Here is a 23,032-nt window from a genome sequence, read left to right on the forward strand (position 1 = left end):
CCCAGTACACACCGCAACCGTCCCCTGATGAAGGGGATTCCGGCACAACGGACGGAGCATCGATGAGCGCGCTTCTCGAGACCCCCCAGGCGGGCGGACCGGCTCGCGCGATGTCCAGAGGAAGCCGCCGCCAGTACGAAGCGACGTTCGATGTGGTGGCCGAGGACCTTGCGACCGTGCGGTCCATCGTGCGGGGACACCTTCGGTGGTGGCGCGCCGGGGAGGACACGGTCGACCGCGTCCTCTTCGCCGTCAACGAGCTGCTGACGAACGTGCTGGAGCACACCGCTCCTGATGACAGCGGGCGCCGCCAGGCGGACATTCTCGTGCAGCGCGTTCCCGGCGGCGTCACCGCAGTGGTGCGTGACAGCGATCCGAGTCCCTTGGAGCGGCGGAACGCACGGCCGCTTGATGAGAGCGGCCGCGGACTGGCTCTCGTGCGTGCCCTGGTCGACGAATCGTCGGTCTCGAAAACGGATGCCGGCAAAGACGTCTGGTTCTTCGTCGCCGACCAGGAGTCCGAGGGTCGTACGGAGGAGCCGTGACCTTCCCATCCCTCAGACTCTCGTACAACCCACGAGCCATCGAGCCGACAGACAAGAACCTCTCCCTGGTCCCCTACATCACACAGAGGACAGGGGAGGACGCAGCCCCGGACAACCTCATCATCACCCGGCACCCGACGGGCCTGCGGCTCTGCTACGCGGACGAGGACCCGCGGGACCGCGACCCGCGCGGCGCCCTGTGGGCTCGGTGCGGCTGGAACCCCGTTGATGCCCAGGGCCGGATCACCGGTGAGCCGCAGTGGAAGCTGATACACCCCCACCGACAGATGGTGTGCATGCAGACGATGCTCTGCCAGGTCTGCACCCGGCCCGCCCGCACGCCGCTCGGGTTCATCTTCCTCGCCGGCCCCCGGGACTACGATCCATCCCAGCCGAGCATCCTCACGAACCAGCCGCCCGTGTGCCGCAGGCACGCCCGTGCCGCCGCGAGGCTCTGCAAGCACCTGGAGAACGACCCCATGGTGTTCCTGGCCAGGAGCGCGCCCCTTTACGGCGTTGACGGCACGCTGTACGGGCGTGACGGACGAGGCGGTGTGAAGGTCGTCGCGCAGCCCGAAGCACCGCTGCCCTACGGCCACCCGAACATCGGAACGTTCCTGGCCTCGCAGCTCGTTCGCCGCCTCCAGTCGTTCCGCGTCGTTGGCTTGCTCGAACTACTCAAGGAGCTGGCCACATCCGCCGCCTAGACCCCCTGCCCGGTCGCCGCACGACACTGGCTCTGCGGCCATCGGGCAGGCAGCAGTCCCCACCCCTCTCCCGCTGTGACGCCTGGGACCAGTTGGGCACCGCGGCCGTGCCGCCCGGCCTGCCTACCTCCCCCGAACCAGAAACGGACCCCACCCTGTGGTGACTTCCTCCTCCCAGCCCCATCGGATCGCTGTGCTCGGCACCCACTCAACGGGCAAGACGACGCTCCTGAATCGCATAGAGAAGGAGCTGCGCGGCCACGGCGTCACGGTGACGCGCGCCGGGCAGCCCGGCAAGCGCATCGCCGCGGCGGGCCTGCCCGCGATGCAGCACCACACCGCCCAGTCCACCGAGCGGATCATCGCCCAGGGCATCCTCGACGAGACCAACGCCGCCGCTCAGGGCGCTGATGTCGTCCTCATCGACCACGCCGCCCACGAAGCCATTGCCTACTTCGAGGCCGCCATGGCGTTCCGGGCCGAGACCCCGACCCGGCGCGAACGTGATCGCCTGCTGACCCTCGCCTCCACGCAGCTCCCCAAGTACGACCTGCTGTTCGCGACCGTGCTCGACGAGAGCGTGCCCGTCGACACCAGCCACGACTACGACGTTCACTTCCGGCGCCTCGTCGACGACCGCGTGCACCGCCTCCTGGCCAACGACGTCATCCCCCACCAGCGGGTGACCAGCGACCCCGACAGCCAGGCCCACGCCGTAGACATCGCCGTTCAGCGCTGCCTGAAGGAGGAGCTCGTATGAGTCCCGGCGGCAGCATCACCATCGCCGGGAAGACCGTCTCCCGCCTCGGCTTCGGCACCATGCACCTGACCGGCCCCGGCACGTGGGGCGACCCGGACGACCGCGACACCGCGCTCAGCGTGCTTCGACAGGCCGTCCACACCCACGGCATCAGCCACATCGACACCGCCGACGCCTACGGCCCCCACACCGTCGAACACCTCATCCGCGAAGCGCTGTACCCCTACCCCGAGCACGTGCTGATCGCGACGAAGGTCGGCATGGTCCGCCCCGCCGCTGGTCAGTGGAAGCCGCTCGGCAACCCCTTCTACCTGCGGGCTTGCGTCGAAGCGAGCCTCCGCCGCCTGAAGGTGGAACGGCTGGAGCTGTGCTACCTGCACCGCATCGACCCCGAGGTCTCGCGCGACGACCAGATCGCCGTCATGCAAGCCCTCCAGGACGAGGGGAAGATCGGGCACATCGGCCTGTCGAAGGTCATGCCCGAGGACATCCGGTACGTGCTCAAGTACCGGCCCGTCGCCGCGGTGCAGAACGTGCTGAACACCACCGACCGCAACGACGACGCCGTGGAGATGTGCCGCGACCTGGGCATGCCATACGTGGCCTGCCGGCCGCTGGACGGTGGCCTCCTGGCCCGAGTCCACGGGGCCGCCGCCCCGCTGCACTGGCTCCTCTCCCGGAGCTCTAACGTCGCCCCCATCCCTAGCACCAGCCAGCCCCGGCACCTCCACGAGATCGTGGCCGCCGTGCAGGACGGTCCGGTCTGATGCCCACCGCAATGGCCACCGCCCCGCAGCGCCGTCATTTCGGCTGACAGGTCGACCTGGTACGCCGCGTCGCGCTCGGGCCGGGTTCCCGAGCTGGGCACAGTTCATCGGCGCGCACGGCGGCACCAAGCCAGTAGCAGCCTGGGGCACCTCTGGAAACCGTGTCGAACTCGGTCATTCACGCCAAAGCGCAGACAGAGGGGGTTGAGAAGAAATGAAATGGCCCACCGGTGTCACCTACTCAGCTGGGCCCGGTTCAGCCGTACTGCCACTGGGTCCCAGTTCCCCGGTATTCCTCGACCGGGATCGGTCGGACACCCGGGCGCATGCGCTCGCGGTAGAGAACGCCGTCGAGGTGGTCGAGCTCGTGGGCGACGAGGCGGGCCATCCCTTGCGTGAAGCGGGACAGCCGCGTGTTGCCGTCGAGGTCGCAGTGCGCGACGACGATGCTGAGGGGGCGGGGAACGCGACCACGGACGTCGAAAAAACTCAAGCATCCTTCGAACTGCTCGTCCTGGTCCGCGGACGTCTCCTCAATAGTGGCGTTCAGCAGCACGATTGGCTCGGCTTCCGGGTCCGGAGGGACGACCACGGCTGCAGAGCGGTCGATGTCGAGCTGAGGGGCGGCGATGCCCATGCCCTTACCGAACGTGTGCAGTTCCCGGACCCGTTCGGTGGCACGGAAGAGTTCACCGACGATGCGCTGGGCCTCAGCGGCTTCGGCCGGCAGGTCGAACGGACGGGCCGGGCTGGAGAGGACAGGGGCGCCTTCCTGGACGATGCCGGCGTTCGCCATGGCCTGGCTCGCGGAGAGGGTGCTCACAGGGGTGTTCTCTTTCGTGTCGGGATCCTTGAGGCGCCATTCCAAGCGGAAGCGGGCGTGCAGGGGTGGGTCCATCGTGGTCCAGGCGAAGACCGTCCGGTCACCCCTCGCACTCTGCCGAGGAGGCGTACGCAAAGGCGCAAAGTCCGTACTCATGGAGGTCTCCGTCCCCCAGACGGTCGGCTCGGTCAGGGTCGGAAAGGCGAGTTCCACGGAAAGGCGCCGGGTCGGCAACCGGACAGCCCGCTGAAACCAGGGACCCCATTTGTCGGCGCTGACGCTGTAGGAGTAAGTGATCTCCGCTTCCTGGCCCGGGTAGAGAGGGAAGCGGCTGGTGGCGCTCTGGAACTGAAGCCACACCTCCTTGAACGCGTCACGGTCGTGTTTGACGGTCCAGCCCATGGGATCTTCACCGCAGTGGGCTTCCAGACCAAGTTCCTCCCAGGTCAGAGGGTGGCGCCGGTAAAGGGCGTTGGAGCGCTCCGGTTCGGAGGGGTAGCGGTCAACGTTAATGCGGACGAGGTAGCGCGTGACGGGATCAGCACCGACGTTACGCAGAAGCCGGCGCATCCGCAGGTGGAAGGTGCTGCCGTCGAAGTCCAGGGCCGCATCGTCTTCCAGCACCAGCAGAGCTGTGTGGGAAGGGGGCTCGGACTGCTCAGCCTTGGGCCAAGTGGTGTCGGTCCGCTGCCAAGCACTCCACAAGGCACCGCCGGCATCGAGTTCCGCATCAGCGCGGCGAGCGAGGTGGGCGCTGCCATGCTCGCGGCCGGCCTCGAGATGGCTGACGTACGAGGGGTCAACGTTGAGTCGCGCCGCCAAAGCCCTCTTAGACAGACTCCGAACGGTTCGCCAATGCGTGAGTTCAGCGGCGAACGTGCCGCGCTCCTCGCTGTCCAAGGCGCCTTTCCCCTCTGGGAGTTCGGCAAGATCGTGAGTGAGTGCCCCTCACCATCGCCTCATCCTGCCCGGCGAGTGCTCAATGGTGCTAGCTGGCGGGCGTTGTGTCGTAATCGGCGTACGTCAGCGGCCGCCCTTCGCTCGTCGCCGCAGGATGACCACCAACTCCTATTGCTGCACGCACAGTTGAGCGACACACGATCACCTCGGCGAACTGGTGCATGGTGCGAGCGTACGGCCCACCAGGGCTCAGGCACGATGGCCGACCTCTGTGTGTACTGCTCCGGCGGCCTGAGCCGCCTCGTTCCCTACTCCCGAAGGAAGCTCATGGATCTCAACTCCGTTCCGCTGCCGTCCGGGGCCTTCACCATCGGCAAGAAGTTCGGATTCGAGGCTGGCCACCGCCTCCCCGGGCTGGCGCCCGAGCACAAGTGCTCCCGCCAGCACGGCCACAGCTACGAGGTGGAGGTCATCCTGACGGCTCCGCATCTGGAAGAGCCAGGGTTCGTCACCGATTTCGGCGCTCTCGCCCCGTTCAAAAAGTTCCTGGACACCGAACTGGACCACCGCAACCTGCACGAGATCCTCCCCTTCGAGCCGACCTCGGAGCGCCTGGCCCAGTTCCTGGCTGGCTGGTTCATCCAGAACCTCCTGGAGAAGGTTCCCGGCCGCCTGGTCGCGGTCCTCGTCCGCGAGACCGGCAGTAGTTGGGCACGCTTCGATGTGGAGGGGCAGTGACCACACTCGAGTCGATCGTCAACGGACCGACGACGGACGATGCCGAGTTATGGCTGATCGTTGCGGAGTGCTTCGGCGTCGAGGTGCCGACCTTCCAGGGCGAAGGGCCGAGCTGTGGGCACCCTGCCCTGTTCATCCGCCTCTCCCGGTGCAACCTGACCTGCGCGAAGTGCGACACGAAGTACACCTGGGACTGGTCCCAGTTCGACCCGCGCAAGGAGTCGACGAGGCGGTCTGTGGCGGACCTGGTGTCCTGGGGCACGTCCTCGCCGGTGGAGCTGGTCGTGATCACCGGTGGTGAACCGCTGATCCAGCAGCCGCGCCTGGTGCCTCTCGTCCGGAAGCTGCTGGCCGCCGGAAAGCGGGTCGAGTTCGAGACGAACGGGACCATCGCTCCTCTCCCTGAGCTGATAGTCGAAGGGGTTCGGTTCAACGTCTCGCCCAAGCTCGCCAGTTTCGGCGTGAAAGAGGCCAAGAGCCTCGTACCCGCCGCGCTGGAGGCGTTCGCGGCCTCCGAGCGGGCGGCGTTCAAGTTCGTCGCTTCCACGGTGGCCGACCTCGACCGGATCGCCGAGCTCGCCGATGCGCACCGGCTCGCACCGGTGTGGGTGATGCCGGAAGGCACCACCGCTGAGGAGATCACCGCAACCACTCGGGTCCTCGCGGACGCGGTCGCGGCCCGGCACTGGCGCTTCACCACCCGGCTCCACGTGATCGCTTTCGCTGACGCCCGAGGCCGCTGAGCTCCCGCCCGCCTGCTCCGTTCCCCAGCCCTGGAAGCGAGAGAAGCCCATGACGACATCTGTCGCCAGCTCCGAGCCGGACCTGAGCCCCGTCCCCGTTGCCGGCCCCTGTGGCGCGGCCATCGACACTTGCCGGGTCGCCGACCTGATCGCCCAGCTCCTGGTCGCGTTGGGCGAGGACCCCGCTCGCGAGGGCCTGGCCGGCACCCCGGACCGTGTCGCGGCCTGGTGGCGCGCGTTCCTGTCCCCGGACGATGCCGCGACGGCCACCTGTTTCACCGAGTCCCAGCTGAGCGATCAGCTGGTCATCGTGGGCGGCATGAGCGTGTGGTCGCTCTGTGAACACCACATGCTGCCCATGAACCTTCAGGTCACCGCCGGATACGTGCCTAACGGGGAGGTGGTGGGTCTGTCGAAGTTCGGGCGGATCGCCCAGCACTACGCCGGCCGACTCCAGGTTCAAGAACGCTTCACCCAGCAGTTCGCCGAGCACCTGGCCGGCGTGATCGGACGCGAAGACGTCGCCGTCGCCGTCCGCGGTGTGCACCTGTGCATGAGCATGCGCGGCGTGCGGATGGAGGCCGCCCGCACCACCACGGTGCACGCCGGCGGCCAGTTCCGGAGTGACCCAGTGCTCAACCAGCAGTTCGTCACCCTCGCCGCCGCCCAGTGGAACGCGGCCTGATTCCCGACCGGCAAGCAAGCAAACCAAGAAGGAGGTGCAGCAGATGGCCACGTCCCCGCCGCCGCCCGCGCCCAACGCTGACCGGCCCGCCCCCCTGTACCTGACGTGGGACGACATCGGCGCCGCCACGCAGGCCCTCGCCGAACTGGTGACGGTCGGCGGGATACCGCAGGCCGTGGTGGGCATCGTGCGCGGCGGCATGATCCCGGCCGTGTGGCTCTCCCACCGTCTCGGGATCCGCGACGTACGAACGGTCGAGGTCACCCGCACCACCGTAGACGGCATTAACGCCGCCAAGACCCTGCTGCCGATCGTCCGCAACCCCGCCTCGCTCGGCGACCTGACGGACTTGGACGTGCTGCTCGTCGACGACATCGCCGGCAGCGGCGCGACCCTCGCCCACACGGCCGACCTGCTCCGCGCCCTGGGCCCCGCCCGGGTGCGCACCGCGGTCCTCACCGTGAATCGGGCCAACTGGACGCAGGAGGCCGACCCCGACCGCGCCATCGACCACATCGCATCGCTGAACGACACCTGGATCGTTTTCCCGTGGGAGGGACAGCATGAGCACTGAACTGAGCGAGCAGTACCGACCCCGACCGGGCGCTCCGGCGGTGGCTACCGGCTGGGCGCCTGGGCTGCTGTTCGTGTGCCGGAGGCCGGCATGACCACCACCAGGGTTCCCAGGCCCCGCCGCGATTGGGAGGCTCCCGATCGGCCGCTGTGGGTGAGCGTTGAGGGCATCAATGGGGTCGGCAAGACCACGGCCGTCCGCGCGGTGGCCGCCTCGCTCGGCTCGCGGTGCCTTCGGCTGGACGAGCTGACCGACCAGGCCGGCGACACCCTGCCCGGCCAGGTGATCGCCGCCCTCGCCGCGGGCGGGGACGTCTGTCTGCGGACCGGGCATCCGGTCGTGGAGACGCTCGCGCTGCTGGCGCTGAAGTTCCGCGAGTTCGAGCGCCTCACCCCCGAGATGCTGGCCGGCGTCGACGTGGTCCTCGAGGACCGCGGGGTGGACAGCGTGGCCGTGTGTCAGGGGGCGATCCTGCACGACGAGCACCTGCCAACGCCCGCCCGGGCGGTGGCGGAGCAGATCCTGGCCACTGCCCGCCGGTGGCGGTCGATGCCGGACGCCACCCTCCTGCTGACCGGCGACCTAGAGGTCTGTGTGGCCCGGTTCGCCGCCCGGATCGGGCGCACGCTGCCGGCGAGCGCCCTGGAGGTGATCGAGCAGACCGACTACCTGTACCGGGAGCTGGCCGCTGCCGAGCCGAACCGGTTCACCGTGATCGACGTGACCGGCCACGGCCCGGAAGAGACCGGCAAGGCCGTCGAGGACGCCGTGCTCGCCCTCGTGGCACAGCGGGAGGTCAGCCGTGCTTCGTGACATCACGCTGCTGTGGGCGCTGCGTTCGCCCTGCTCGTTCGGCTGCCCGCACTGCTACTTCGGAGAGTTGGCCGACCACAAGGAAGCGCTCCCCGTGGGCCCGGGCTTGCTGTCCCACATCCCTGTCCGCGACCTCGACCGCACCGTCATGGAGGAGTTCGCGCAGTCCCTGGCCGACTCGCCGGTCGAACGGGTCATCCTGGCCGGCGGCGAACCGCTGGACTGGCTGCCCACCCTGAGCCTGATCAAGACGATCAAGGACGCCGGGTGCGACGTCGTCGTCGCGACCAACGGCGTGCCGCTCACCCGGCCCGGCATGGCACGACGGCTCGTCGAGCTCGGCGTCGACGGGGTCTCGGTGTCCCTCGACAGCGCGGACGCAGCCGTCAACGACCTGCTGCGGCCGTCCCGGTCCGGCCGGGTCGGCCACCGCGAGGTCCTGGACGGCATCCGCGCCCTGCTGAGCGAGCGGGGCTCCGGGCCGAGCCCGCGGGTCGGCATCTACACCGTGGTCATGCGCGACCGCCCCCAGGAGATCACCGGCGTCGCCCGACTCGCCTCCGAGGTCGGCGTCGACTACTACGTCCCGCAGCCCATCTCCCTGCCCCCCGACCACAAGCTCTTCGCCGAGCGGTGCCACACCCCCGCCGACGTCCCTGCGGTCGAAGACCAACTGCGCCGCCTCCAGGCGGACCCGGGCGGGCTCGCCCTCCCCGACCCCGACTACGTGCGGCAGTTCCTCGCCTCGATCGCCACCCAGGACAGCGGCCGGGTCGCGGACTGCTTCGGCGGGGCGCAGTTGTTCTTCATCCAGCCCGACGGCTCGCTGTGGGACTGCCCGTCCGACCGCCGGATCGCCGCCACCGCCCCGGCGGAGCAGCGCAGCATAGTCGGCGCCGACGCGCGGATTCTGTTCGCCGGCCGTCCGGCGTGCACGGACTGCTCCCACTTCTCCCGGGACTGCGTGAACATGGGCCCGCTCGTGCTCGGCATGCCCCGTCTCCTCGCGCGGGAGGCAAGGTGACCGGCCTGCCACCGCTCCCCCGGGCGGAGGACCTCGGCGACAGCGTGCTGGCGGCGCTGTCCCACATGCCCGACGCTACCGGCGCCGAGTTCACCACCCGGTTCGAGCACGACCTCACCCAGGTGTTCGCCCAGCGGCACGCGGTCGCGGTGTCCTCCGGTACGACGGCCCTGCACGCTGCGTTGTCCGCGGCCGGGGTCGGGCCCGACGACGAGGTCCTGCTGCCGGCGCTCACCGTCATCATGACCGCCCAACCAGTCGTCCAGCTCGGCGCGAAGCCGGTGTTCGTCGACAGCGACCCCGACACCCTCGACCTCGACTACGCCGACGCCGCCTCCAAGGTCACGGGCCGGACCAAGGCGATCGTCCCGGTGCACCTGTGGGGCAGGATGGGCGCGCCCGTCAGCCTCCGCGCGTTCGCTGCGGAGCGGGAGCTCGCCATCGTCGAGGACGCCGCCCAGGCCGCGGGAACGTCGCGCGCCGGCGTCCCGGCCGGCTCGGTCGGCGCGGCCGGGTGCTTCAGCACGAAGGACGGCAAGATCCTCTGGAGCAACGAAGGCGGCTTCGTCCTGTCCGGCGATCCAGCCATCGCCGCCCACGTCCGGGCCTTCCGCGGCCACTGGCTGACGCCCCCGCCCGGCAGCCGCCCCCAGGAACAGCTCGGACTCCCAGGGCGTATGCCCGAGCTGATCGCGGCACTCGCCCAGGCCAACCTGCTCCGGTTCCCGGCCCTGCTGGAGCGCCGCCGCGCCCAGACCGCCTACCTGCTGCGCGCCCTGACCGGCGCCCGCGGCCTCACGCCGCTCCAGCCGGCGACGGACGAGACGTGGAACCACTACTCCCCGCTCTTGCGCATCGGCCTGCCCAACCCCCGGGCGTTCGCCGAGCACCTCGCCCAGCTCGGAGTGCCTAGCTCCACCGGCAGCTTCCGCCTGGTGCCGTGCGACACCCGGCCCATGTTCACCGGCGGCGATCGGGCCCCGTGCCGCGGCGCCGCCCAGATTCTGGACCGCACCCTCGCCATCGTCCTGAGCGAGCGCGACGACGAAGCAGTCCTCGACCGCTACGCCGCCGTCCTCACCCGGGAGGCCGACGCATGGCGCGCCTGACCAACCCCCGCAAGCCCGCACCCGCCGGCCAACTGGGTCCGGCGGCCCGCCGTCCCCGTCCCCGAACGGATACCGCAGCATGACGATCACACCGATTCCCCCGTGCAGCCGCGGCCCGCTGATCTCCGCCGAGGGCCTCAACGGCGTCGGCAAGACCTACCTCACCAACCGTGCCGTCGAGGCCCTGAAGACCAAGCCGTTGATGCTGGACGAGTTCTCCCAACGGGCCAACGGGCGCCCCGGGCTCGGGGAGACCCTGCTTCGCTCGCTGCGCGACGCCAGCGCCGGGGACCCGTTCCTGCGCGGCGGCACTCCGATGGCCGAGGCCCTGCTCCTCATGGCCATCAAGCGGCACGACCTGGACACTGTCCTGCCCGATCTGGCCCGCGGGCAGACCGTTATCGAAGGCCGCAGCGTGGACACCACCGCGGTGTGCCAGGCACTTCTGCTGCACCCCGACGACCCGGACGCCGCCCTCCAGACGGCGACCGACCTGCTGGACCTCGCCTCCTCCTACCGGCCACTGCCGGACCTCACGATCCTCGTCACCGACGACGCCTCCAAGGCCGTGGAGCGCGCCCAGCGGCGCGACCGCTGCGTCTTCACCGACGAGCAGGCCGACTTCATGCGCGCGGCGTGCACGCTCTTCGAGCGGCTCGCCGCCACCGACCCGGCCCGCTACCGGGTCGTGGACCGGCGAAGCGTCGACGAGTACGAGGCGGCCGAGCAGATCCGGGCGTGGATCCAGGGCGCCGGCGGCGCCCTGGCCTGCCTGATGGAGCCGTGGCAGGGCCCGGACGCGGCGTGCATGTGCTGTGGTCGGCGCACCACCGCGGAGGCGGCATGAGTACGGCCGCCCAGCCTTCGGCCTGTCCGGGCGACCGCGGCACGGGCACCTGTGTGCCCGCGATCGACGAAGTGGTCCAGGCCCTGGTCCTGGACTTCGATGGCACCCTGGCCGACACCCGGCGCGGGCACGAGGACGCGCTGCGCGCAGCCCTTCAGCCGTACGGCGTTGCTCTGGACCCCGACTGGTACGGCCGGCACATCGGCCTGTCCATCCACGACCTCCTGGCAGTGCTGCCCGGCGGCCGGGATCTGCCCCACAGCGAGATCATCCAGCACAGCCGCACCCACCTGCTGGCCACGGTGCACACCATCACGCCGATCCCATGCGTCGTGGAGCTCCTGCAGCAGGCACGCCGTGCCGGCCTTCCCTGCGCCGTGGCGTCGGGCGCCACCCGGCTGCTCGTCGCCCCGGGACTCGACGCCCTGGGTCTGAAGGACGCGTTCGCGGCCGTCGTCGCACGCGAGGACGTCACCCGCGGCAAGCCGGACCCAGAGCTGTTCCTCACCGCCGCCCGCCGCCTGGGCGTCACGCCGGAGCGCTGCCTCGCGGTCGACGACGCTCCCGACGGCATCGACTCCGCCCGGGCAGCGGGCATGCAGGTGCTCACGGTGATCGACGGCCACCTGACCCCCATTGGCAACGCGGCTGCGGAATACGTCCCCTCGCCCGCCGGGGCGCAGGTACCGCGCGAAAGCACACAGCCCGGCGGCTCCGGTCCGGCCGCCGCCGCGGGCACCGCGGCGCCCCGGCTCGCAGACCCCACCCGATGACGGCGCAATGCCGTCGACCCCGAGGAGCACGATGCCCGTCCTGAACTCGACCAAGAATTTGCACGTCATCGAACCGCCGACCGCGCGACGGGAAGGCGTCGGCGTCTTCGAGTACACCGACCACTACACCGTCTTCCACTACGGCCGGATGCCGGATGCGATCCCCGGCAAGGGCGAGGCGATCTGCCGCATGGCCGTCTTCAACTTCCGCTTGCTGGAGGATGCCGGCGTACGGACGCACTTCCGCCGGTTCATCGCCCCGAACCGGATCGAGTTCACCCTGGCGCGCCTCCCGGACCCCACCGCCCGTCCCCTCACTCCGGCGTCCGGCAACTACCTGCTCCCCCTCCAGGTCCTCTTCCGCAACGAGCTCCCGCCGGGCAGCTCCGTCCACCGGCGGCTGGCCGTCGGCGACCTGACCCCGGCCGATGTCGGACTCGACACGGTCCCCCCGGTCGGCGAGAAGCTGAAGCGGCCGCTCATCGAGTACGCAACGACCCGGGACGACGTGAACCGGTTCCTCACCGCGGCCGAGGCCCAGCACCTCGCCGGCCTGGACGACGAGCAGTTCCAGGCCCTGCGCGAGGTCACCCTCACGATCAACACGGTGCTGACCGGGCACGCGGACAAGGTCGGGCTGAGCCACTGCGACGGCAAGGCCGAGTACCTGATGTCGAGCGATCAGGAGCTGGTGCTCGCCGACAGCCCCGGCACACCGGACGAGAGCCGCCTGATGCTGGACGGCGTGCACTGTGGCAAGCAGGTCCTGCGGGACTGGTACGTGGGCTCCGGGAACGAGATCCCCACCAGCAAACTGATCGCCGACGGCGTGCCCCGCAGCCAGTGGCCGCGGCCCGCCTCGCTCCCGCCCGACTTCCTGCCGGTGATGACGGACCTGTACCGGTCCCTGAGCGAGACCTGGACCGGCGAGCAGCACTGGCATGGGCCGGATCTACCTGCCGCGGCCCGGGCCGTCGCCGACGTCATCGGCCGGTGACGGTGCATCACGACGGCTGGCAGTCGGGCATGCTCGCCTCGGCGCGGGCCGGGGCGAGCAGCGTGACGGAACCCACGAGAACGGTGATCACATGGGTCGCTTGACCGAGGACCCGGCCTTTCGGGCGACGACGTTCGTGGTCATCGACTTCGAGACGACGACCCCCACCGGCTACCCGGCCCAGCCCATCGAGGTCGCGGCCCTCGCTCTGCGCTGCCTGGACGGCGTCTGGCGGGAGACCGGCCGCAGTACGTCCCTGATCCGGCCGCCGGCGTTCGCCCCGGTGACCCCGGCGGACACCGCTCAAACCGGCTTGACCGCCGAGCAGCTCGAGGCGGCCCCCGCCCCGGCCGAGGCGCTGGGGGCACTGGACCGGCGGCTCACGGCCGGCACCCCGTACCTGCTGGTGGCCCAGCACGCGGCCACCGAGGCCGGCATCATCCACCACCAGGCGGAGCACTGCCCGACGCTGGCCCGTACCGACTTCCTCGACACGATCCCGCTGGCCAAGCGCCTCATCCCGAACCTGCCGAACTACAAACTCGACACGCTGCTGGCGCACTTCGGCATCCCGCAGCCGCCGGACCGGCACCGGGCCTTGGCCGACGTCGAGGTCACCGCGAAGGTCTTCCTCCGGCTCATCAGCGCCGCGGACGAAGACCCTCGGCTCGGCGGCCTTGCGGCCCTGGTCAAGGTCGCTGGTCGCACCGCCAAGCACAACCTGCCCGTCCAGAGCGGGCTGTTCGACATGTAACCCACCTACAGAACGCCGAACCCGTGCACGACCACACGGAGATTGGACGGTGCCCATCATGACGATCACGGAAGAGCCGCACAGCGACGATGTCCACGAGGTCCCGCTCTGGTTCGATCCGCTGTGCCCCTGGGCCTGGATCACCTCGCGCTGGCTCCTGGAGGTCGAGCAGGTCCGACCGGTGCGCGCCGACTGGCGGATCATGTCGCTCGCCTACCTCAACCTCGACCAGCGCGAGGGCAAGGGCCTCAGCGACGACTACCGGAAGCTGATGGAAAGGGCCTGGGGGTCGGTGCGCGTCTGCGCCGCCGCCGCCGAGCACGCCGGCCGCCCTGCGCTGGGCCCGCTGTACACCGCCATCGGCACCCGGCTGCACAACCAGCGGCGCCGCGAGGATCCCACCGTGATCACCGAAGCCCTGGCGGAGGCCGGTCTGCCAGCTTCGCTGGCCGCGGCGGCCACCAGCGCCCAGTTCGACCAGCTCATCAAGGACTCGCACCACGAGGCGTTCGACGAGGTCGGACTCGACGTCGGGACCCCCGTCCTGCGGATCGCCGGTACGACCCTGTTCGGCCCCGTGGTCACCCCGGCCCCCCGCGGCGAAGCCGCCGGACGGCTCTGGGACGGCCTGCTCGCCGTGGCCGCGACGGACGGCTTCTTCGAACTCAAGCGGACCCGGGACCGCAAGCCGTCCTTCGACTGATCCGGCACCCCCGGCGCGGCCTGCGCGCAGTACGGCTGAAGCCACCGACGCCACAGCCAACCGGCCGGCCCGGGACCAACACCGAATCGAGGACACCACGTTGACGCAGGACGCCCTGACCGGCTGGGACGACGAGACCACCGCCGAGGCCTACGCCACGTTCGCCCGCACCTTCCCCATGTACAGCGCCTCCAGCCGCGACCTCGCCGCCCGTGCCCGCCTCACCGACAGCCACATGATCGTTGACCTGTGCGGCGGCACCGGGGCGACAGCTGAAGCCATCCTCGCCCTGGCGCCGCCCGCCGCCCAGGTCATCTCCCTCGACAGCGCTCCGGCCATGCAGCGCATTGGCCGCCGCACCCTGAACGATCCACGCCTGTCCTGGGTCTCCGCCCCCGCCGAGGACCTGGCTGAGCACGCCCCCGCCCACGGCGTCGACGCCGTCGTGTGCAACTCGGCCATCTGGAAGACGGACGTGGCTGCCGTGTTCACCGCGGTCCGCCGCGTTCTGCGTCCCGGCGGCCGATTCGTGTTCAATATCGGCGGCGGATTCGCCGGAGTCACCCACCCGGACGCACAAACCCGACCCGCCAAGCCCTCGCTCGGCTCGCTGATCGAGCAGATCGCCGCCCGCGACTACGGCACGCCCCCGGCGCCGGCGAGCGCCGCCCGACTGCCGCTCACGGCCGTCACCGGCCATCTGGCTGCAGCCGGGCTGACGCTGGTGGAAACGGACGTCACGGCCCAGCACACCACCATGGCCGAGCGTAGGGCCTGGCTGTCCATCCCGGTCTTCGCCCGCCCCGAACGCGGCTTCTCCTACGAACAGCAGATGGCAATCCTGGATGAGGCGTATGCCCAGACTCATCCCGACGACGTCACGATCACGAGCTGGCTCGTCGTCGTCGCTCAACTCGACGGAGCCCAGGCGTGATCGGAGGGCGTCGGACCGAGCCCGCCGGGTCCCGGCCGGTGCGCGGCACGATCCAGTGCGGCGGCTGGCCCGAATCGTACGGTTCTGCGGGGTCAGCCCGCGTGGGCCGGCCTGATGACTGCCCGGGCGATGCGGTGGCCGACGAGCCGTTCGGCATCCCTGAGTGGATACCAGGCGGCGCCGGTCACCTCCGCTTCCTGGATCTGGCCCACGTCCGCGTGGTCCGTCGTGAAGGCGAACCCGATGTCGAGGTGGTAGTGGTCCGGCTCCCCCTTTTCCGGGCGGGCCGGCACGCGCCCGTACTCCACATACGCGGGGACCGGATCCGCCAGGAACACTGCCGCAGCATCGAGGCCGGTCTCTTCGGAGAGCTCGCGCACAGCGGCGTCGATCAGCGTGGTGTCGGTCGGCTCGAGATGGCCTCCGGGCTGCAAAGTGATCCCGTAGGCGCGGTGCTCGATCAGCAGGATCTCGCAGCCGCCACGCACCAGCAACGCGCCCACCGTCACGTGCATTGGGAAGCTCCGCCGCGAGGCGAAGCCCTCACCGCTGGAGAGCATCTGCACGGGCCGGGACAGCAGCTCGGCCTCATCCGGGTAGCGCTCAAGGTACGCGGCCAGGGCGTCCGAGATGGCGGCATCACTGATCGCCACGGGCCACCTCCGATTCGGTCCGGGAACGCTCCCGGTCACCGACCGCTCGGATACGGGCATCGAGCACGTGCACAGTCAGCTCCAGCGAAGGTTCGTGGCGTACGGGGAGGTTCGCACTCTACAACTCGAGTGCGAGCCGGTGCGGCCCAACGCGCCCATCCCCAGCTCGCGAGCACCATCGTCGGCGATTCGGCCAACCACCCACATTCACACACCTGTTGCGCGGGCTGGATCCATGCATCGTCCACGCGCCGCCACCCGCTCTATCTCGGGATTTCAGGACCGACCGAAACACATGTGTTCGATATCCCGGCCGGGTCGTTGAGCCTCACGACAACGCAGGACGACCGTCAAGGGGGACCACGTTGACCTCGGCCGCTACGAACGAACACCACGCCACTGCGCCTCCTCCGCCACCACCGGCAGAGATCACCTATAGCGGGCAGTACTCCGTCAATCCGCTCGCCGAGGTGTCCTTCCGGCGGATGTGCGGGCAGATCCCGGCCGTTCTGCGCCGGATTGCCCGGCTGTCGTGGCGGACCGACCGGCGGGCCGTGCAGTTGCTGCTCGGCTGCCAGGTGGTCACGGGCATCTCGGCCGCAGTGCTGCTGACCGCCACCGCCCGCGCCATGAGGCCAGTTCTCGGCGACGGCTCCGCCGGCGACCGGCTGCACGGAGCTGTCCCGGCACTGGTGGTGGTTGCGCTCGCTGCCGCGCTGGGCCGCGGCGCGGCGGCGGTGGCCACGTACGCGGAGCGGCGGATCACCCCGCGGCTGACGACGGAGACGGACAGCGCCCTGGTCGAGGCCGTGTGCCGGGTGGAGGCGTCCGCGTACGCGGAGGAGGGGTTCTCCGACCGGCACGAGGCGGCCGAGATGGGGGTGATCCGCACCCAGGTCATGGTCGCCGATGCACAGCGGTTCCTGTCCGCGCTGATCCGAATGGTCACCGCCGGCGGGGTGCTGTCGGTGCTGAACCCGCTGATGCTGCCGCTGCTCCTGCTCGCGGTGCTGCCGGCCGGTGTCGGGGCGGTCCTGACCGCCCGGGTCGACTACGAGATCCACTACGCCAACATCGCCGACCGTAACGTGCGCGGGATGATGCGCTGGTGGGCGACCACGTCGAAGTACGGAGACGAGGTCCGCGCCAACTCGATGACCGACTACCTCGTCTACTGGTACCGGGCCCTGTCCGACCGGTGCGACCGGCGCACCCTGGCCGCCGCGCCGCGGACCCTGCGGATCGCTCTGATCTCCGCCGTGGCGGGCGGCGTGTTCCTCGTCGCGACCTGGGGAGCGCTGGCGTGGCTGGCGGTCTCAGGTCGGATCGAACTGGCGGTCGCGGCCACGGCCGTCATCGCCGTGCAGACCACGCTCGCCGCGCTCTCCCAGGTCGTCATCAACGGCGCTGCGGTCTTTCACACCAGCCTCTACCTGAGCGACATGCAGGCCTTCCTCGACGACGCCGCGGCCCGCACCCCCAAGCGCGGCCCAGACAGGCCCGGCGACATGGTCGAGCAGATCCGGCTCGAGGAGGTCTCCTACCAGTACCCGGGCAAGGACAAGCCCGCCGTCGACGGTGTCTCCCTCACCCTGGAGCGCGGTCAAATCCTCGCGATCGTCGGCGCGAACGGCTCAGGCAAGTCCACGCTCACCCGCCTGCTCACCGGCATCTACCTGGCGGACAAGGGCAAGGTCACCTGGAACGGTGCCGACCTGGCCAAGGTGGACCCCGCCAGCGTGTGGGCGCAGACCGGGCTGGTGCCACAGATCTTCGCCCAGTGGCCGATGCCGCTCCGGGAGAACGTCACCCTCGGTCAGCCCCGCACCTACGACGACGGCCCCGTCTGGGAGGCGATCGACGCAGTGGGCCTGCGCGAAGCCATCGACGACCTGCCCGCGGGCTTGGACACCCTGCTGTCCCGCGAGGTCTTCGGGGGTTCGGAGCTGTCCGGCGGGCAGTGGCAGCGCATCGCGTGTTCCCGGGCCCTGTACCGCCTGCCGGGTCTGCTGATCCTGGACGAGCCGACTTCCCAGATGGACCCGCGCGGTGAGCACCAGATCTTCGAGCAGATCAAGGCCATCGCCGCAGGCCGGATCACCATCGTGGTCACCCACCGCCTGGAGAACACCAAGATCGCCGATCACATCATCGTGATGGAGCACGGCCGGATCACCGAACAGGGCCGGTACGACGACCTCGTCCACGCCGGCGGAACCTTCGCCGAGCTCCTTCAACTTTCCCAGGACCGCTGACCACTTGAGCCCGCCCGTCGTCCCGCCGCCGTGTGGCGGCGAGACGACAGCATCGCCGAGGAGAAGCCTGTGCTCCCTTCCCTGATCCCCGCCGACGACCGCACTGGCCCGGTGCCCGCCCGCGTATCCGAACGCGGGGTAGGTGGCTCCAGGCAGACGAAACCCCTGCCCCCGGCGGTTCGACGCTGGGCGGAGCGGCACATCGGGTCCACGGCCGTGCCGACCGCCTGGGGAGGAGCAGCGTGACCATCACCGGGTCTACCGCGAGCGCCGCCTACTGGGAACCGCTCTGGGCCGAAGGGCGCCGGTACCGACCGTTGTCTGAGACCGAGTTGGGGCTTATGAACGATCACCTTGGTCCTGGGCGTAGTCGTCCCGCTCTCGACATCGGCAGCGGTGACGGCACCCTGGCCCGGCACCTGCATCACGAGCTCGGATACCGCACGACCGGCATCGACTGCTCCCCCAGCGCCCTCGCCCTCGCCGCCGCCCAAGACACCGGTACTGCCCCGGGGCCGGGCTGGCGGTGCTGGGACATCACCACCGGCGACCTGGCCGCCCTGCCCGATGCGGCCTACGCCATCGTCACCTGCCGCCTGGTCTACCGGTGGATGGACGACAAGGCCGCGTTCGTCGACCGCGTCCGCCGCCTCTTGGCGCCCGGCGGCACGTTCTGGGTCGTCACCGAGATTGCTGGCCGCCGTACGACCAGCGATCCCGCCCTCCAGCGGCTTGGGATCACGAGGGCGGACGCCGAGCTGCTCACGGCCGGTTGGTCCATCGTCCGCACCGCCGACCTCGACGTCCTGCGCTGCTACGCCCTGCGTCCCTGAACATCCCTTCTTGCTGCTGGAGAGCACTTCATGTCGGACACCGACGCACAGAACATGGCCGCCTGGACGACGTACGGCGCTCACCAGCTCGCCCGGGCGGTCAAGCTGCCCGAGTTGGACGGGTGGGACTGGGACGTCCCCGACGCCGGCCCCGGCATCGAGGTCTTCGGCGACGTGAGGGGGCTGCGCGTGCTCGACCTGGGCAGCGGGCTGGGCCGGCACGCCGCCTACATGGCCGCCCTCGGCGCTCAGGTCACCGCCGTGGACTCCTCCCCCACCCAGCACGAGCGCGCCGCCGCCCGCTACCCGGCCACCCGGGGTCTGCGCCTGGAGTGCGCCGACGCGGCGGACCACCTGCGCGCCGCCGGTCCGTACGACTTGGTCTACTCCGTCAGCGGGCTCCCGTTCACCGACCCGCGACAGCTGCTGGCCGCCCTGGCCAACGGCATCCGGCCCGGCGGCCGGCTGATCTTCTCGGCGCTGCACACCAACTCCGACGGCCGCGGACCCTCCAGCGAAGTGGCCTCGCGGCCCGAGGTGCTGCGGCTGCCCGGCACGACCGAGGACCACATTGTGCACATGTGGGTGCTCAGCCCGCAGTTGTGGGAAGACCTCCTCGGCGAGCACGGCTTCATCCTGGAGTCGGTCACGGCGATCGACTCCCCGCAGCCGGACAACTCGGTCTCCTACCGGCTGTACGCGGCCCGCCGCCCGGAGCGCGTGCCGAGCCGGCCCCGCAGCAGGTCGCTGCCGCCGCCGACCGCCGCGCTCGGGGTCGGGGTGATCGTCCAGGGTGCCGACGGTGTCCTTCTCGGCCGTCACCGGCGCGGCACGTGGGAGCTGGCAGGCGGGTCCGTGGAGCCGGGCGAGTCCTTCGCCGAGGCGGCAGTCCGCGAACTCTACGAAGAGGCCGGTCTGCTGGCGGACCCAGGCGGTGCGCGGGTACTGGGCACCCTCCTTGACCAGGTGGGCGACATCGTTCCCGTGACGGTGCCCGTTCTGGTCACCACCTGGTCCGGCACGCCGCAGCAGCGGGAGGAAGCCGTCGGGTCCTGGCGATTCTGGCCCCTTGCCGCGCTGCCGCAGCCGCTGTTCGTGCCCAGCGCCCAGTGCCTGACCGCCTGGAACCCCAGCCTCCCGCTCGATCACCCGCCCGCCCACGTCCAGCCGTACGCCTCCCGCGGTTGGTAGCCCGGCGCGACCACCCTCCGCTACCGCGTTCGACAGAAAGGGTCTTATCCGTGCCTCCGTCCTCTTCTACGTCCCGGCCGTCCCTGCTGGCCGTCTTCGGCCATCCGGACGACGAGTCCCTCCTGGTCGGCGGCGTCCTCGCGCAGCACGCCGCCGCAGGCGCCGCGACCGCCGTGGTCACCGCCACCTGGGCACCCGACAGCCACCGGGCCGGTGAACTCGCCGACGCCCTGGACATCCTGGGGGCGGGCAAGCCGCGAATGCTGGGATTCGCCGATGCCCGCATCCCTGACTCCGCGCCCGGCCGGCCCCGGCTCTGCGACGCCCCGCTGGAGGAGGTGGCGGGACTGATCGTCGAACACATCCGCGCCGTACGGCCGCACATCGTCGTCACCCACGACGCCTACGGCCAACTGACCGGCCACCCGGATCACCTCCGCACCCACCAGGCGACCCTGCTGGCGTTCCACGCCGCGGGCCTGGAACACCTCTACCCGCAGGCCGGGGCTCCGTGGCAGCCCGATGCGTTGTACGCCGCGACGCATCCGGATTCGGGGGTGGACGAACTGGGTGTGCTGTTGACGCGGGTCGGCAAGAAGGTGCTCAGCGTGCCGGACGGACACGTCAACGCGACGGTCGATGTGAGCGACTGCCTGGATAGGAAGTGGGCGGCGATCTTGGCGCACCGCAGCGAAGCAGCGCGGGAGCGGCCTCTTCCTGGGATCCTCTCGCGGCTTCCCGAAGCGACGCGAGAGTCGATCATCGCGACGGAGTACTTCACCCTCCTTGGCGGGAGGCCAGCGCCGGGCGGGGCTGTCCTCCAGCAGTCACGGTGAGCTGCTGCCGAGGGGCTTGATCATGGCCCGGTTGACTCGGTGGTCGCGTCCGGCGACGTAGGAGGGGCAGGGCAGATAGCCGGTGCGGCGGTAGAGGGCCAGGGCGGCAGTGTTGCGCCGTCCGGTCTCCAGCATGATCCGCGTTACCCCGCGGCTGACAGCGTGCCGTTCGAGGTGTTCGAGAAGGTACCGGCCGATTCCGTGGCCGCGGGCTTCGCCGGAGACATACATCCGCTTGATCTCCGCGGTGTGCTCGTCGAGGAGGCGTACGCCTCCGCACCCGACCGCCTCTTGGTCCAGGTGGGCGATGAGGAACAGGCCGCGGGGCGGGTCGAAGTCCGCCTCGGGGGTGGTGTCCGGATCGTCGGCGAAGCCGTACAGGCCGAGCTGTTCAGCGCGTAGGGCCTGGGTCAGGCGGCGGGCGTCCGGATGGTCGTAGGGCGCGGCGGTCACGGAGGGCGTCAGGCATATCTCGGCGGGGGCGTCGGGGGCGGTGGGCACGAAGGTCATGAAGCCGATAGTGCCCTGTCGACGGCGGTGAGCGCACGGGCGCCGTCCGGTGCGCGCATGCGGGCGCCTGCGGAGCGGCGGATCCGGCGCAGGAGGTTGCGGCAGCGGATGGACTGCACGTCGGGTACCCGGTCGGCGAGTTGCAGGAGGGTGGCTGCGGTGGCGTCGGGGTCGCGGGCGAGGACGTGGGCGTGCGCAAGGTGGATGCCGTGCAGGAGGGCGGAGCGGGGGAAGCCGCTGGTGGGGCCGTGGTCGGTGAGGGGTGACAGGAGTGTGGTCGCCTCGGCGAGCAGGCGCCTGGTGTGAGCGGGGTTGGTGGCGGCGAGTTCGACGAGGGCGTGGCCGGCCTCGGCGGAGACCTGTTCGGGGGTGAAGTAGTACAGGGAGGGAGGGTCGTCGTCCCGGCGGTGTTCCAGGAGGGCCCGGCAGCGCTCGGTGGCGTCCCGGAAGGCACTGATGTCACCGGCGGCGGCGTGGGCGGTGGCCATGCGGCCCCATGCGCGAGCGCGGACGATGGGGCTGCTGCGGGCGGTGTGGTCGACGGCGGCTTCGGCGTAGCGCAGGGCGGCGGCGGGCTTGCCGGCCGCGGCGTGCTGGTAGGCCAGCATGCCTAAGACGTTGGCGACCGTGATGGTGTCGTCGGCGGCTCGGGCGAGGCGGATCGCGAGGAGCTGGTAGCGCTGGGCTGCCGCGTGGAGGTCGGCGTCGAAGGCCATCCACCCGCTGAGCTGGGCCATGCCGCTGGCGGTGGCAAGGAGGCGGGTGCCGACGTCGGTGGTGTAGCTGCTGCTGCGGACCAGGTCGAGAACGCCGGCGAGTTCGGTGCGCACGTACCGCTGGGACAGGGCTCCGCCTCCGGCGGTGTCGTCCAGCCGCCGCAGGCGGCCGAGATGGCCTTCGAGGACGTCGACGAACGCGGGCAGGACCTGCTCCTGGGTGCCCTGTGCAGCGGCGCGCAGCGGGCTTTGCCGGGTGGCGTCCCACACGGCGCTCAGGAGTTGGCTGTCGCCTGCCGGGTGGAGGATGGCCTGCTCTTGCGGGTCGGTGGCGGTCCACGCGGTGGCGGTGGCCAGGACATCAGCGACCGAGCGGCGGCCGACGAGGTCGTCGGTGGCGGTCTTCTCGGGCGTCGTGCCGCCCGCAGCGGGCTCTCCCCAGAGGTCCGCGGCGGTGGAGGGGGTGCCGGTGGCCTCGGTGAGGACGGTGGCCACGAGCCGGCGCACGGTCGCCGAGCGGGGCCTGGTGCCATTGAGCCAGGCCCGGCCAGCGGTCAGGTGCAAGGTGGGCTGGCCCGCGGCTTCCAGGCGGGAGTTGAGGGCCCGGACGAGATCACGGGGCGTCCATCGGGCTGCCCGGAGGGCGGCGGCCAGGGCCCGGTTCGAGGAGGGCGCGGACGCCGACCCGGCGTCCGCAGACGTCGCGTCGCGGAGGGTCATCACGCCCGGACGCTACGTCAGATCTCCTGTGTGGAGCGCGAATTCTCGGCTTTTCTCGCTCTCCCCGCGAAATTCTCAACGTTCTCTCCGGTCCCCTCTGCCGCGGTCTCTCCGAGCGCTGT

General features: G+C 70.6%; 25 protein-coding genes. 21 read left to right on the forward strand and 4 right to left on the reverse strand.

What is annotated here, in order from left to right:
* Positions 1–62 precede the first annotated feature (62 nt).
* From SZN_RS06625 to SZN_RS06640, 4 genes are all read left to right on the forward strand, one after another.
* Positions 63–545, forward strand: coding sequence for an ATP-binding protein (locus SZN_RS06625; RefSeq protein WP_007492630.1), 483 nt, complete (start codon positions 63–65; stop codon positions 543–545).
* A complete protein-coding gene (locus SZN_RS06630) occupies positions 542–1,252 on the forward strand; it encodes a hypothetical protein (protein WP_007492632.1) in 711 nt (236 codons plus the stop codon). The genes SZN_RS06625 and SZN_RS06630 overlap by 4 nt, the downstream gene beginning before the upstream one ends.
* Positions 1,253–1,409: 157 nt before the next feature.
* On the forward strand, positions 1,410–2,012 hold the full coding sequence (locus tag SZN_RS06635) for an AAA family ATPase (RefSeq protein ID WP_244313306.1): 603 nt from the start codon (positions 1,410–1,412) through the stop codon (positions 2,010–2,012).
* Positions 2,009–2,779: an aldo/keto reductase gene (locus SZN_RS06640; RefSeq protein WP_007492636.1), complete on the forward strand. Its 771-nt coding sequence runs from the start codon at positions 2,009–2,011 to the stop codon at positions 2,777–2,779. Before SZN_RS06635 ends, SZN_RS06640 begins: the two co-directional genes overlap by 4 nt.
* A gap of 256 nt (positions 2,780–3,035) precedes the next feature.
* Here SZN_RS06640 and SZN_RS06645 read toward each other — a convergent pair whose 3' ends face one another.
* Positions 3,036–4,502, reverse strand: a complete 1,467-nt coding sequence (locus tag SZN_RS06645; RefSeq protein ID WP_007492638.1) for a peptide deformylase — start codon at positions 4,500–4,502, stop codon at positions 3,036–3,038.
* A gap of 327 nt (positions 4,503–4,829) precedes the next feature.
* Here SZN_RS06645 and SZN_RS06650 point away from each other — a divergent pair, with 327 nt between their 5' ends.
* The 13 genes from SZN_RS06650 (at position 4,830) to SZN_RS06710 (ending at position 15,196) form a co-directional block, all read left to right on the forward strand.
* On the forward strand, positions 4,830–5,240 hold the full coding sequence (locus SZN_RS06650; RefSeq protein ID WP_007492641.1) for a 6-pyruvoyl trahydropterin synthase family protein: 411 nt from the start codon (positions 4,830–4,832) through the stop codon (positions 5,238–5,240).
* Complete coding sequence (locus SZN_RS06655) at positions 5,237–5,983, forward strand: 7-carboxy-7-deazaguanine synthase QueE (protein ID WP_007492643.1); 747 nt, start codon at positions 5,237–5,239, stop codon at positions 5,981–5,983. Before SZN_RS06650 ends, SZN_RS06655 begins: the two co-directional genes overlap by 4 nt.
* A 49-nt stretch (positions 5,984–6,032) precedes the next feature.
* On the forward strand, positions 6,033–6,668 hold the full coding sequence (folE, locus tag SZN_RS06660; protein ID WP_007492644.1) for a GTP cyclohydrolase I: 636 nt from the start codon (positions 6,033–6,035) through the stop codon (positions 6,666–6,668).
* Positions 6,669–6,711: 43 nt separating this feature from the next.
* The gene (locus tag SZN_RS06665; protein WP_007492645.1) at positions 6,712–7,242 is read left to right on the forward strand and encodes a phosphoribosyltransferase; all 531 of its coding nucleotides are present in this window, start codon (positions 6,712–6,714) and stop codon (positions 7,240–7,242) included.
* Positions 7,243–7,332: 90 nt separating this feature from the next.
* Entirely contained in the window at positions 7,333–8,055 is a 723-nt protein-coding gene (locus SZN_RS06670) for a dTMP kinase (protein ID WP_078508474.1), read from the forward strand.
* A complete protein-coding gene (locus SZN_RS06675) occupies positions 8,045–9,079 on the forward strand; it encodes a radical SAM protein (protein WP_007492649.1) in 1,035 nt (344 codons plus the stop codon). The genes SZN_RS06670 and SZN_RS06675 overlap by 11 nt, the downstream gene beginning before the upstream one ends.
* On the forward strand, positions 9,076–10,188 hold the full coding sequence (locus tag SZN_RS06680; protein ID WP_007492651.1) for a DegT/DnrJ/EryC1/StrS family aminotransferase: 1,113 nt from the start codon (positions 9,076–9,078) through the stop codon (positions 10,186–10,188). Before SZN_RS06675 ends, SZN_RS06680 begins: the two co-directional genes overlap by 4 nt.
* A gap of 79 nt (positions 10,189–10,267) precedes the next feature.
* Positions 10,268–11,035 carry a dTMP kinase gene (locus SZN_RS06685; protein ID WP_007492653.1) on the forward strand — a complete coding sequence of 256 codons (768 nt, stop codon included), beginning with the start codon at positions 10,268–10,270 and terminating at the stop codon, positions 11,033–11,035.
* Positions 11,032–11,808, forward strand: coding sequence for an HAD family hydrolase (locus tag SZN_RS06690; RefSeq protein WP_043728894.1), 777 nt, complete (start codon positions 11,032–11,034; stop codon positions 11,806–11,808). The genes SZN_RS06685 and SZN_RS06690 overlap by 4 nt, the downstream gene beginning before the upstream one ends.
* 31 nt (positions 11,809–11,839) lie before the next feature.
* Entirely contained in the window at positions 11,840–12,805 is a 966-nt protein-coding gene (locus SZN_RS06695; RefSeq protein ID WP_007492657.1) for a phosphoribosylaminoimidazolesuccinocarboxamide synthase, read from the forward strand.
* A 91-nt stretch (positions 12,806–12,896) separates the two neighbouring features.
* Positions 12,897–13,559 (forward strand): 3'-5' exonuclease, encoded by a 663-nt coding sequence (locus tag SZN_RS06700; RefSeq protein WP_007492660.1) that lies wholly within the window; start codon positions 12,897–12,899, stop codon positions 13,557–13,559.
* Positions 13,560–13,617: 58 nt separating this feature from the next.
* Positions 13,618–14,262 (forward strand): mycothiol-dependent nitroreductase Rv2466c family protein, encoded by a 645-nt coding sequence (locus SZN_RS06705; RefSeq protein WP_050815019.1) that lies wholly within the window; start codon positions 13,618–13,620, stop codon positions 14,260–14,262.
* Between the two features lie 100 nt (positions 14,263–14,362).
* Positions 14,363–15,196, forward strand: a complete 834-nt coding sequence (locus SZN_RS06710) for a class I SAM-dependent methyltransferase (RefSeq protein WP_007492663.1) — start codon at positions 14,363–14,365, stop codon at positions 15,194–15,196.
* A gap of 92 nt (positions 15,197–15,288) precedes the next feature.
* On the opposite strand, the gene SZN_RS06715 is transcribed toward SZN_RS06710, so the two are convergent.
* Positions 15,289–15,849: an NUDIX hydrolase gene (locus SZN_RS06715; protein ID WP_007492664.1), complete on the reverse strand. Its 561-nt coding sequence runs from the start codon at positions 15,847–15,849 to the stop codon at positions 15,289–15,291.
* 365 nt (positions 15,850–16,214) lie between these two features.
* On the opposite strand from SZN_RS06715, the gene SZN_RS06720 reads away from it, so the two are divergent.
* From SZN_RS06720 to SZN_RS06735, 4 genes are all read left to right on the forward strand, one after another.
* A complete protein-coding gene (locus SZN_RS06720; RefSeq protein ID WP_043728859.1) occupies positions 16,215–18,104 on the forward strand; it encodes an ATP-binding cassette domain-containing protein in 1,890 nt (629 codons plus the stop codon).
* A gap of 341 nt (positions 18,105–18,445) precedes the next feature.
* Positions 18,446–18,937, forward strand: coding sequence for a class I SAM-dependent methyltransferase (locus SZN_RS06725; protein ID WP_106432613.1), 492 nt, complete (start codon positions 18,446–18,448; stop codon positions 18,935–18,937).
* 30 nt (positions 18,938–18,967) lie between these two features.
* The gene (locus SZN_RS06730) at positions 18,968–20,128 is read left to right on the forward strand and encodes a bifunctional class I SAM-dependent methyltransferase/NUDIX hydrolase (protein ID WP_007492667.1); all 1,161 of its coding nucleotides are present in this window, start codon (positions 18,968–18,970) and stop codon (positions 20,126–20,128) included.
* Between the two features lie 50 nt (positions 20,129–20,178).
* Positions 20,179–20,964, forward strand: coding sequence for a PIG-L deacetylase family protein (locus SZN_RS06735; RefSeq protein WP_007492668.1), 786 nt, complete (start codon positions 20,179–20,181; stop codon positions 20,962–20,964).
* Here SZN_RS06735 and SZN_RS06740 read toward each other — a convergent pair.
* Together SZN_RS06740 and SZN_RS06745 are read right to left on the reverse strand one after the other, a co-directional pair.
* Complete coding sequence (locus SZN_RS06740; RefSeq protein ID WP_007492669.1) at positions 20,956–21,474, reverse strand: GNAT family N-acetyltransferase; 519 nt, start codon at positions 21,472–21,474, stop codon at positions 20,956–20,958. The two genes, SZN_RS06735 and SZN_RS06740, sit on opposite strands and share 9 nt — an antisense overlap.
* Positions 21,471–22,910, reverse strand: a complete 1,440-nt coding sequence (locus SZN_RS06745) for an NsdA family TPR-like regulatory protein (RefSeq protein WP_007492670.1) — start codon at positions 22,908–22,910, stop codon at positions 21,471–21,473. The genes SZN_RS06740 and SZN_RS06745 overlap by 4 nt, the downstream gene beginning before the upstream one ends.
* Between the last annotated feature and the right edge of the window lie 122 nt (positions 22,911–23,032).

It is taken from the genome of Streptomyces zinciresistens K42 (assembly GCF_000225525.1).
Lineage (GTDB): Bacteria > Actinomycetota > Actinomycetes > Streptomycetales > Streptomycetaceae > Streptomyces > Streptomyces zinciresistens.

What these genes read in the sequence shown, in the direction of transcription:
- SZN_RS06625 (WP_007492630.1), top strand. Translation starts at nt 63, where the DNA reads ATGAGCGCGCTTCTCGAGACCCCCCAGGCGGGCGGACCGGCTCGCGCG.
- SZN_RS06640 (WP_007492636.1), top strand. Translation starts at nt 2,009, where the DNA reads ATGAGTCCCGGCGGCAGCATCACCATCGCCGGGAAGACCGTCTCCCGC.
- SZN_RS06650 (WP_007492641.1), top strand. Translation starts at nt 4,830, where the DNA reads ATGGATCTCAACTCCGTTCCGCTGCCGTCCGGGGCCTTCACCATCGGC.
- folE (WP_007492644.1), top strand. Translation starts at nt 6,033, where the DNA reads ATGACGACATCTGTCGCCAGCTCCGAGCCGGACCTGAGCCCCGTCCCC.
- SZN_RS06665 (WP_007492645.1), top strand. Translation starts at nt 6,712, where the DNA reads ATGGCCACGTCCCCGCCGCCGCCCGCGCCCAACGCTGACCGGCCCGCC.
- SZN_RS06670 (WP_078508474.1), top strand. Translation starts at nt 7,333, where the DNA reads ATGACCACCACCAGGGTTCCCAGGCCCCGCCGCGATTGGGAGGCTCCC.
- SZN_RS06685 (WP_007492653.1), top strand. Translation starts at nt 10,268, where the DNA reads ATGACGATCACACCGATTCCCCCGTGCAGCCGCGGCCCGCTGATCTCC.
- SZN_RS06690 (WP_043728894.1), top strand. Translation starts at nt 11,032, where the DNA reads ATGAGTACGGCCGCCCAGCCTTCGGCCTGTCCGGGCGACCGCGGCACG.
- SZN_RS06695 (WP_007492657.1), top strand. Translation starts at nt 11,840, where the DNA reads ATGCCCGTCCTGAACTCGACCAAGAATTTGCACGTCATCGAACCGCCG.
- SZN_RS06700 (WP_007492660.1), top strand. Translation starts at nt 12,897, where the DNA reads ATGGGTCGCTTGACCGAGGACCCGGCCTTTCGGGCGACGACGTTCGTG.
- SZN_RS06705 (WP_050815019.1), top strand. Translation starts at nt 13,618, where the DNA reads ATGACGATCACGGAAGAGCCGCACAGCGACGATGTCCACGAGGTCCCG.
- SZN_RS06725 (WP_106432613.1), top strand. Translation starts at nt 18,446, where the DNA reads ATGAACGATCACCTTGGTCCTGGGCGTAGTCGTCCCGCTCTCGACATC.
- SZN_RS06730 (WP_007492667.1), top strand. Translation starts at nt 18,968, where the DNA reads ATGTCGGACACCGACGCACAGAACATGGCCGCCTGGACGACGTACGGC.
- SZN_RS06740 (WP_007492669.1), bottom strand. Translation starts at nt 21,474, where the DNA reads ATGACCTTCGTGCCCACCGCCCCCGACGCCCCCGCCGAGATATGCCTG.
- SZN_RS06745 (WP_007492670.1), bottom strand. Translation starts at nt 22,910, where the DNA reads ATGACCCTCCGCGACGCGACGTCTGCGGACGCCGGGTCGGCGTCCGCG.